General features: G+C 71.9%; 7 protein-coding genes and 1 pseudogene. 5 read left to right on the forward strand and 3 right to left on the reverse strand.

Annotation, left to right across the window (positions count from 1 at the left end):
* Positions 1-186, reverse strand: a pseudogene (locus MXD58_RS13570) (hypothetical protein); the annotation flags it as partial.
* Positions 187-634: 448 nt separating this feature from the next.
* Positions 635-2,122 (reverse strand): NAD(P)/FAD-dependent oxidoreductase, encoded by a 1,488-nt coding sequence (locus MXD58_RS13575; protein ID WP_248840562.1) that lies wholly within the window; start codon positions 2,120-2,122, stop codon positions 635-637.
* A gap of 257 nt (positions 2,123-2,379) precedes the next feature.
* Here MXD58_RS13575 and MXD58_RS13580 point away from each other — a divergent pair, with 257 nt between their 5' ends.
* The 5 genes from MXD58_RS13580 (at position 2,380) to MXD58_RS13600 (ending at position 7,903) form a co-directional block, all read left to right on the forward strand.
* Complete coding sequence (locus MXD58_RS13580; protein ID WP_248840563.1) at positions 2,380-2,994, forward strand: pentapeptide repeat-containing protein; 615 nt, start codon at positions 2,380-2,382, stop codon at positions 2,992-2,994.
* 78 nt (positions 2,995-3,072) lie between these two features.
* Positions 3,073-3,795, forward strand: a complete 723-nt coding sequence (locus MXD58_RS13585; protein WP_248840564.1) for a TetR/AcrR family transcriptional regulator — start codon at positions 3,073-3,075, stop codon at positions 3,793-3,795.
* Between the two features lie 191 nt (positions 3,796-3,986).
* Positions 3,987-4,808 carry an SAM-dependent methyltransferase gene (locus MXD58_RS13590; protein ID WP_248840565.1) on the forward strand — a complete coding sequence of 274 codons (822 nt, stop codon included), beginning with the start codon at positions 3,987-3,989 and terminating at the stop codon, positions 4,806-4,808.
* Between the two features lie 161 nt (positions 4,809-4,969).
* On the forward strand, positions 4,970-7,144 hold the full coding sequence (locus tag MXD58_RS13595; protein WP_248840566.1) for a putative bifunctional diguanylate cyclase/phosphodiesterase: 2,175 nt from the start codon (positions 4,970-4,972) through the stop codon (positions 7,142-7,144).
* 303 nt (positions 7,145-7,447) lie between these two features.
* Positions 7,448-7,903 carry a hypothetical protein gene (locus MXD58_RS13600; RefSeq protein ID WP_248840567.1) on the forward strand — a complete coding sequence of 152 codons (456 nt, stop codon included), beginning with the start codon at positions 7,448-7,450 and terminating at the stop codon, positions 7,901-7,903.
* Positions 7,904-7,910: 7 nt separating this feature from the next.
* Here the strand turns inward: MXD58_RS13600 and MXD58_RS30715 are convergent, their stop codons facing one another.
* Positions 7,911-8,573 (reverse strand): arsenate reductase/protein-tyrosine-phosphatase family protein, encoded by a 663-nt coding sequence (locus MXD58_RS30715; protein WP_308301962.1) that lies wholly within the window; start codon positions 8,571-8,573, stop codon positions 7,911-7,913.
* Positions 8,574-8,913 lie beyond the last annotated feature (340 nt).

Consider the following 8,913-nt stretch of genomic DNA (forward strand, 5'->3'; position numbering starts at 1 on the left):
GACCCCGGCCGCGCGGTGGGCGCCCGTGGCCGGGAAGGCGGTGGGTGCGGGGGTGGAGGTGGGCTCGGTGGCAGAGGCGGCCGTGCCGCTGAGCCCGAGGCCCAGCCCGAGGCCGAGGCCGAGCAGCCCCGTCGCCGCCACCGCCACGCCGCGCCGTCCGGCCAGGACGTTGCGCATCATGGTCATCCATCCTCTCGTCGTCGCGCCGGCTCCTCGGGACGGCTGGTCGGATCGACAGCCGCCGGGTCGGCGCCGCGCGCCCGCAGGCGCGCCGGAGGTTCACCGTGCGCCACGCAGATGTGAGTGGGATGCGAGGACTGTCCTGGTCGGACCTGGAAGGCGCAGCCTCGGCTCCGGCCGCGGCCCGGTTCCCGGCGGTGGGCCCAGTGGATCGATCCAGCCCGGACCGTGCGGTGGGCGGTGGATCCGCGCCCGCGCGCGCCGGGCGTCGGGCGCACGACCGGGCCCGGGCAGATCGGCACTCCCAGGGGTCGGGTCGCGTCCTCGAAGGTGGGAAGCACGCAGGCTTCCGGGGCCGGGTGGGACCCGGAGACGAGGAACCGCCCGGGTCAGGAGGAGATCCTCCTGACCCGGGCGGTCGGGTGCCGTGCGACGCGGCGGGCGGCGGGCGGGGTCAGACCCTGGTCGCCTGCCGGCTCGCCGCGTCCGCCTGGTTCGGCTGGGCGGGGACCGGCGTGCGGGCCGCGCCCGTCCAGCTCGGTGCCTCGTCGGCCTTGTGCGGCAGGGACGGGGCGAAGTTCTCACCGAGGCGTTGCATCGCCGCTCGCGCGAAGATCTGCTGCTCGGTGACGGTGCGCTCCGAGCGGCCGCGGCCGATGAAGCTCACCGTCCAGTGCAGCAGCGTGGTCAGGCGGTGCTTGAACCCGATGATGTAGACGAGGTGCACCGCGAGCCACACCAGCCACGCGATGAAGCCGCTGAACTGGATCCCGCCGATCTTGGCCACCGCGCTGAACCGCGAGATGGTGGCCATGCTGCCCTTGTCGTGGTACTTGAACGGATTGCCGGTGCGCTTGCCGGCGATCCAGCCCTGGATCTCCTTGGCGGCGTGCCGGCCGCCCTGGATCGCCACCTGCGCCACGCCGGGCAGCCGGTCGAGGTTCATCATGTCGCCGATGACGAAGACCTCGGGGTGCCCGGGCAGGGTGAGGTCGGGCAGCACCTCGACCCGCCCGGCGCGGTCGATGCCCGCGCCGGTCTGCTCGGCGAGCTGCTTGCCGAGCGGGCTCGCCGCGACGCCGGCGGCCCAGACCTTGCAGACCGAGTCGATCCGCCGGCGGGTGCCGTCGGCGTCCTCGACGTCGATGCCGGTGGCGTCGACGTTGACGACCTTGGCGCCGAGCTGCACCTCGACGCCGATCTTCGTCAGCTTGTTCGCGGCCGTCTCACCGAGGCGCTCGCCGAACGGCGGCAGCACCGCGGGCGCGGCGTCGAGCAGGATGACCCGGGCCTTCGTCGTGTCGATGCTGCGGAAGTCCCTGCGCAGCGTGCGCCGGGACAGCTCGGCGATCTGGCCGGCCATCTCCACGCCGGTGGGGCCGGCGCCGACCACGACGAACGTGAGCAGGCGCTCGATGTCCGCGGGGTCGGTGGAGGCCTCGGCGAGCTCGAAGACGCCGAAGATGCGCCCGCGCAGCTCGAGCGCGTCGTCGATGCTCTTCATGCCCGGCGCGTGCGTGGCGAACTGGTCGTTGCCGAAGTAGCTCTGACCGGCGCCGGCGGCGACGACGAGGCTGTCGTAGGGGTGGACGGTGGTGCGGCCGAGTAGCTGCGACGTGACGGTGCGCGCCTTCACGTCGATCTCGGTCACCTCACCCAGGACGACCTGGGCGTTGTCCTGGCGGCTGAGTACCTCGCGGGTGGTCGGGGCGATCTCGCCCTCCGAGAGGATGCCCGTCGCCACCTGGTAGAGAAGGGGCTGGAACAGGTGGTGCGTGGTCTTGGCGACGAGGGTGATCTCGACGGGGGCCTTGCGAAGAGCCTGCGCGGTGAACAATCCACCGAAGCCCGAGCCGATGATCACCACGCGGTGCGGGGAGCTCCGCCGCCCCTCGATCCGTTCCGGTCCGGCGGGGTGCTCAGTGCGGTTGTTCGTGCTCACGATCCTTCTCCGCTCGACCTCTTGACTCCCAGCGGTGCCCGTTGGCGCCGCGGAGACCGTGTCCCCGAGTGCACGCTGGTCTCCACTAACTATTTTCCGCCGTATTCCGGCCGCGGGATGGTGTTCATCGTCACCTCGTCCGGAACATCGACTACACCTCGTGTGGTGTGGAACACATTGCCCGTCGCCGGCGGTAGGCTTAGCCCGGACATCGATCGACGTGCGGCCGGGTTCGCCGGCGGGTTGGGGTGGGTCACGTGCCGTCCAGGAAATACGGCCCGTCGGTGCCCGCGGTCCACCATACCGTCCGCGACCTGGCCGAGGTTGGCGGGTCTCTGGCCGGCCAGCCCCATGATCATGTCGCCTTCGTTGAGCTGGATTTGACCGAGACCCCCACCGCCGGGGCGGTTCTGGACTCGTGTACCTTCCGCGGGGTCCGGTTCAACGCGTCGGTATATTCCGACAGTGCTTTCATCAACTGCGTCTTCGTCCGCTGCTCGTTCTTCGACACGGTCTTCGACGGGTGCAAGTTCACCGGCAGCAAGTTCGAAGGGTGTACGCACGATCTGATGCGGGTCGCCGGCGGGGATTGGTCCTTTGCTGGTCTCTCGCGGGCAAATCTGGCCCGTGCGTCGTTCACCCGGGTCCGCCTGCGGGAGGCGGACCTGTCCGGCGCCCGGTGCGCGGGCGCGACGCTGGTGGACAGCGACCTCTCCGGCGCTTCCTGGGACGGGGCGGACCTGTCCGGCGCGGACCTTCGCGGCAGCGACCTGTCCGCGCTGGATCCCCTCGCGGTCACCCTTCGCGGTGCCCGCATCGACCAGTGGCAGGCGATCACCGTCGCTGCGGCCCTGGGCCTCGCCGTGGACTGATCCCGCTGTCGACTGATACTGGTGGGCAGCCGGCGAGAGCGCGCTTAGACGGCCGTTACAGCACGATAAAGTGCATCGATGACCCCGTCCGGCGCCGCCCTCGCGCAGGCCAGTCAGGACAACCGGCGGTTGACCGAAAAGGGGCAGGCCACCCGCGCCCGGATCGTCGCCGCCGCCGCGAGGCTCCTGCACGACCGGGGCGCCGCCCGCACGAGCGTCGAGGATGTCCGGCTCGCCGCCGAGGTGAGCAGCTCGCAGCTCTACCACTACTTCACCGACAAGTCCGCGCTCGTCCGGGCCGTGGTCGTCTACCAGACCGAGCGCGTCCTCGACTACCAGCGCCCGCCGCTGGGCGAGCTGGACACCATCGAGGCGCTCACCGCCTGGCGGGACGCCTTCGTCGAGCTGCATGAACGCCGCCGCTGCCTCGGCGGCTGCCCGTTGGGCTCGCTCGTCGGCCAGCTCGCGGGGACCGACGAGCAGGCCCGGATCGAGCTGGAGGGCGCGTTCGAGCGTTGGCGGGAACCGATCAGGGCCGGCCTGGCGAGCATGCGCGCGGGCGGCGCGCTGGACCCGCGGGCCGATCCGGACCGGCTGTCCGTCGCCCTGCTCGCGGCGCTGCAGGGCGGCCTGCTGCTCGGCCAGGCCCGGCAGGACTCCGCCCCCCTGCGCGACGCGCTGGACACCGTTCTCGACCACATCCGGTTGCTGGCCCTCCCCGTCCCCGCAGTCGCCTCCCCGGCCGGCGGGACCGAATCCGCCGTACAGGGCCCGCCTGGGGAATCCGCCGCCGACTGCTGATCATCCGGCCCCGCCCGATGGGCGTCCGTGCAGGTAATTAGCCACCTTCGGGAGAGGGACGGGCCGTTCGGCGGCGTTCGCCGCAACTCCCGCGGCCGCCATCCTGGGCATCCGTCAGGACAAGAACTGCGTAGGTAGACAATCGTCGTACTATTCGTGGCCGGATCGGCCGTCCAGCCGAAAGGATGACGATGGGTGAAGTACCCGGATGGGCGACGGGAGTCGATGTCGACCGGCCGAGCGCCGCGCGGATGTACGACTACGCGCTCGGCGGCTCACACAACTTCGAGGCCGACCGGCAGGCATTGCTGGGCGCGGCGAAGGTATTTCCCGACGTCATGCTGTCAGCTCGGGCCAACCGGCTGTTTCTGAGCCGGGCCGTCCGGTTTCTCGTCACCGATCTCGGTGTCACCCAGTTTCTCGATCTGGGCTCCGGCGTGCCGACGGTGGGCAACGTGCACGAGGTCGCCCAGTCGATCGATCCCGCGGCCCGCGTCGTCTACGTGGACATCGATCCGGTCGCCATCGCCCACGCGCAGGCGCTCCTCGCGGACAACCCGCTGGCCACGGCGCTACGAGCGGATATCCGGGAACCCGCGACGATTCTCGCCGCGGAGGAGGTCTCGCTGCTCGACTTCAGTCGGCCGATCGCCGTGCTCATGCTCACCGTGCTGCACTTCGTGGCGGACGAGGAAGATCCCGCCGCCCTGGTCCGGACGTTCCGCGAGGCCACCGCCCCCGGCAGCGCCCTCGTCCTGTCCCACCTGACCACGGACGCCGACGGCGTCGCCGAGCAGGTGCGGGACATGCGCACGGTGCTGAGCGCCTCGTCGAGCCCCATCTCCCCACGGTCGAAACCCGAGATCGCCGGCCTGCTCGACAGCTACGAGCTGGTCGAGCCTGGTCTGGTGCTCGTGCCGTCCTGGCGGCCCGAGATGGATCCGGCGGGACTCGACCCATTGGCCACCGAACCGACGCGTTCCGCCGGGTTCGTGGCGGTGGGCCGCCGCTGAGCCGCGTGGTCCGGCCCTGGTCCTGCCTGGAATGCAACCACATAACGGCTGGTCAGTGCCTGTCCTGCACCATCATCCTACGTCCTACCGTCTGTTCGTCACGTCGTGCCGAGCCGCCGTAGCCCCAGGTGCCGTTCGGTGCGCGGCCCGTGAGGAGTCGTGTGGATATCTCCCTGCCCCCGGATGTCCGTGAGCGCGGGATCATGAACTTCGCCCGCGTATGGACGCACGCCGTTGTGGCGGCGAGCCGCCCGGGCGCGACCGCCGGAAGCTTCCCGGACGCGCTGCGCAACCTGAGCGGCAGTCTCGTCGACACCCTGCTCAGCCAGCCGTTCGCGGCGTCGCCGGCCGACGAGGTCGGCGCGGCCCTCGCCGACCTGACGCACGGGGCCGAGGACGCGCTCGCGGCGACGATCGAGGTCTGCGGGCGCGGCCTGCCGGCGGCGTTCGGTCTGCGGCCCGACGCGGACTGCCTCGGCCGGATCGCGGTGGTCCAGGGTGCGCTCGCCCGCGGGTTCACCCAGGCCGCACGCGAGCGCATCTGCGCCGAGCAGGATTCGATCTACCGGGCGGCGCACAAGGCCGATCATGACCGGCTACGGATCCTGTTCTCGTCCTCGACCGTCGGCATCGTCGTGGCCAACGGCGAGGGCCGGATCCTGGACACCAACGTCGCCTTCCGGGACATGGTCGGCCGCGAGTATCCCTGGCAGGTGCTCGGCCGGCCACTGTCCGACTTCGTCGACCCCGGTGACGCGGAGCGGGTGGGGCGCAGCCTCGCCAGCCAGCGGCGCGCCGGGCCGGGCGGGTTACCGGTGCGAGGCGGCGAGCTGCGCCTGGTCGACGCTGCCGGCAGCATCATCCAGGCCGAGCTGACGACGTCCTGCCAGTTCGAGAACGATCGCTGCACGCTCCAGCTTTCCATGATCCTGGATGTGACGGACCGCCACCGACTGCAGGAAGAGTTGCGCTATCGGTCCCGCCACGACCCGCTGACCGGGCTGCCCAACCGGACGGTCCTCGAGGAACGGGCCGCGGAGCTGATGCGGGCCGGGCCGCAGCGGCGGCTCGGGCTGTGCGTCATCGACCTCGATGGGTTCCGCGCGGTCAACGAGAGCCTCGGGCACACCATCGGCGATCAGCTACTCGTCGCCGTCGCCGAGCGGCTGCGCCGGCTCCTGCGCGCCGGCCAGGAACTCGTCCAGATCGGCGGCGACGAGTTCGTCATCCTGCTCGCCGACACCGCCGGCATCGAGGACGTGATCGCCGTCGCCCGGCTGGTGCTCGCGGCCCTGACCGAGGCGGTTCGGGTCGGCGAGCACGCGCTGCCGGTGGGGGCGAGCCTCGGGCTGGTCGAACGCGCGGCGGCCGAGGGCGACGTCGCCGACCTGCTGTGCGCCGCGGACATCACCCTCTACCAGGCGAAGGAGTCCAGCCGCGGGAAGTGGATGGAGTTCGACGCCGCACACCATGATCGTCGGGTCCGGGGACATCGCCTGTCGATGATGCTGCCGGCGGCCGTTCGCGAGGACCAGTTCGTCGTCGAGTTCCAGCCCATCGTCGACCTGCAGGGCTGGCCGGGGGCGGGGCAGGCGGAGATGGTGGGCGCCGAGGCGCTGGTCCGCTGGCGCAACCCCGGCGTCGGCTGGCTCACCCCGGACGAGTTCATCGCGCTGGCCGAGGGTACGGGGCAGATCGTCCCGCTGGGCCGCCGCGTCCTGCAGCTGGCCTGCGAGCAGGCGGCCCGCTGGCAGAGGCTGCGCCCCGACCGGGTGCCCTACGTGAGCGTGAACCTGACCGTGCGCCAGGCGCGGGAGCCGGGCCTCGTCGACCAGGTGCGCCAGATCCTCGGCGACACCGGTCTGCCCCCGGAGCTGCTGCAGCTCGAACTGACCGAGAGCGCGCTGCTGGGCCCGGCGGGCGAGTCGACGCAGGCGCTCATCGATCTGGCGGCGATGGGGGTGCGCATCGCCATCGACGACTTCGGGACCGGCTACTCCAACCTCGCCTACCTGCCCCGGCTGCCCGTTGACACCCTCAAGCTCGCCGGCCCGTTCGTCGAGCGGCTCGACGCCGAACAGCAGGACGGCGGCGGTTCCCGGGTCGGGGCGCTGGTGGATTCGATGGTCGCGCTTGCCAAGGGGCAGCAGCTCAAGGTCACCGCGGAGGGCGTGGAGACGGCGATGCAGGCCGAGTGGCTGCGCCGGGCCGGTTGCGACAGCGCGCAGGGCTACCTGTTCGACCGACCACTGCGGGATGACCAGATCATCCATCGGCTGTGCGCGCCGGAGCCCGGTGCCGGGCGCGGAATGGCGCAGGTGAGCCTGCGCGGGTGAGCCGCCCGCGCGGACGGTGTCGCAGCCGGCCGATCATGGTGCGGACTCCAACCCCTCCAGAGCGACCGGCTGGAGGCGCGCACGGTCCCTCGTGGGGCGCCGTCGCCCTTGCCGGCTCCCACCACCACGATCGGCCGAGGACGGCCTAACCCGGAGGAAGACTATTTCAACATTTTTGTCCGGTATGAACCTTTAGGTCGGGCTGGCGTGCGGGCGGTGCTGGGGGTTGTATCGTCGCCGGGCCGACAGGTTGTGAACCCGTGGTAGCGGGCCGAATTCGCCCTGGCCTCATAGGCTGAGCCGATGAGGTATTCGCGTGATTTCGCCGTTCGGGCAGCCGGGGCCGCGCACGGTGGCGGGGCCCCGGCCAGACGCGTCGCCCCGGGCCTGCGCGCGGCCGTGGGCGTGCTCGTCGTCGGTCTCGCCGCGGGTGGCGGGGCGCTGCTCACGGGCTGCTCGTCCAGCGGTTCGGGGGCCTCGGCGGATGTGCGGATCACCGGCTGCGTGCGGGACGCGGACAGCCACCGGGCCGTCGTTCGGGGCGAGGTGCACAACGGCTCATCCAAGCGGTCGAACTACGTCATCCAGCTCGACGTCCGCGCGAACGACAGCAAGATCGAAGGCGGTCTCGCGTCCCTGTTCCGGGTGCGGGCGGGCGCCACGGAGACGTTCACGGCACGCCCCGTCGGCGCCGACGTCCCCAGCGGCACGAAGCTCACCTGCACCGTCGCCCACGTCGGGCGGATCGCCGCGCAGTAGCGGCCGGTCAGGACCGGTAGGCGCGGGGAGCGGGAGCGGACGGCGGTACGGTGCTCGCCGGCGCTCGGTCGCCGTCGGCCTGGCGGCCGAGCAGGCCGACCCGGGCGGCCACGCCGAGGCGGTACACCAGGGCGCGCACCCGGGCGTCGATCTCGTCGCGGATCGGTCGGACCACTTCCAGCGGCTGCTCCGCCGGGTCCGCCAGCTCCCAGCTGAGGTAGCGGGTGTGCGGGTAGAACGGGACGGTGTCACCGCCGTCCATGCAGATGACGACGGACGCGGCGCGCACCGCGTCGTCGGTGAGCCGGGTCGGGCTGGCCTCGGACAGGTCGATGCCGATCTCGGCCATGGCCGCGACGATCGGCGAGGCCACGGCCGGCGCCGGTGCGGTGCCCGCGGACCGGGCCTGGATCCGCCCGCGGCTGTGATGGTCGAGCAGGGCGGCGCCCATCTGCGAGCGGCCCGCGTCGTGCGCGCAGACGAACAGCACCTCGGGCGGACGGATCGCGTCCGGGCCGGGCGGGGTCGGGTGCGAGGGCGCGTCCGGGGCGAGCCGGGTCTCGGCCGGTGCCCGGCGGCGGCCGCTGCTCGGCTGCTGGACGATCATCACCGGGTCCAGTGCGGACGCGGGCAGCGGGCGGGCGGGCGAGGTCGACGAGTGACGCATCATCGACCGGCCACGGACGATCCGCCGGACGCTGCCGAAAAGGTGACAGGCGACCTGACTTCGGCGGACCGGACAGGATTAGCGGCCCGACCGTAAGGGTCGGCAATGTTCCGGCATATGATTGGCCGGATTTCGGTCGTCGAGTGAAAAGAACTCATTAGTCGCCATCTTACAGGTTGACCGAGGAATGTCCCGGCGTCATTCCGTCGGGGACCCCCGGATACGGGCGGGCGCCAGCTCTGTCCGGCGCCATGGTCGGCTCGCCGGGAAGGGCGGCCCGCGGGGTGCGGTGTGGGGGTCGGCGGCGGCGTCCGGTGCCCGCCGGCATCGGACCGGGCCCGGC

It is taken from the genome of Frankia sp. AgKG'84/4, assembly GCF_023242965.2.
In the GTDB taxonomy this organism is placed as follows: domain Bacteria; phylum Actinomycetota; class Actinomycetes; order Frankiales; family Frankiaceae; genus Frankia.

What these genes read in the sequence shown, in the direction of transcription:
- MXD58_RS13585 (WP_248840564.1), top strand. Translation starts at nt 3,073, where the DNA reads ATGACCCCGTCCGGCGCCGCCCTCGCGCAGGCCAGTCAGGACAACCGG.
- MXD58_RS13590 (WP_248840565.1), top strand. Translation starts at nt 3,987, where the DNA reads ATGGGTGAAGTACCCGGATGGGCGACGGGAGTCGATGTCGACCGGCCG.
- MXD58_RS13600 (WP_248840567.1), top strand. Translation starts at nt 7,448, where the DNA reads ATGAGGTATTCGCGTGATTTCGCCGTTCGGGCAGCCGGGGCCGCGCAC.
- MXD58_RS30715 (WP_308301962.1), bottom strand. Translation starts at nt 8,573, where the DNA reads ATGATGCGTCACTCGTCGACCTCGCCCGCCCGCCCGCTGCCCGCGTCC.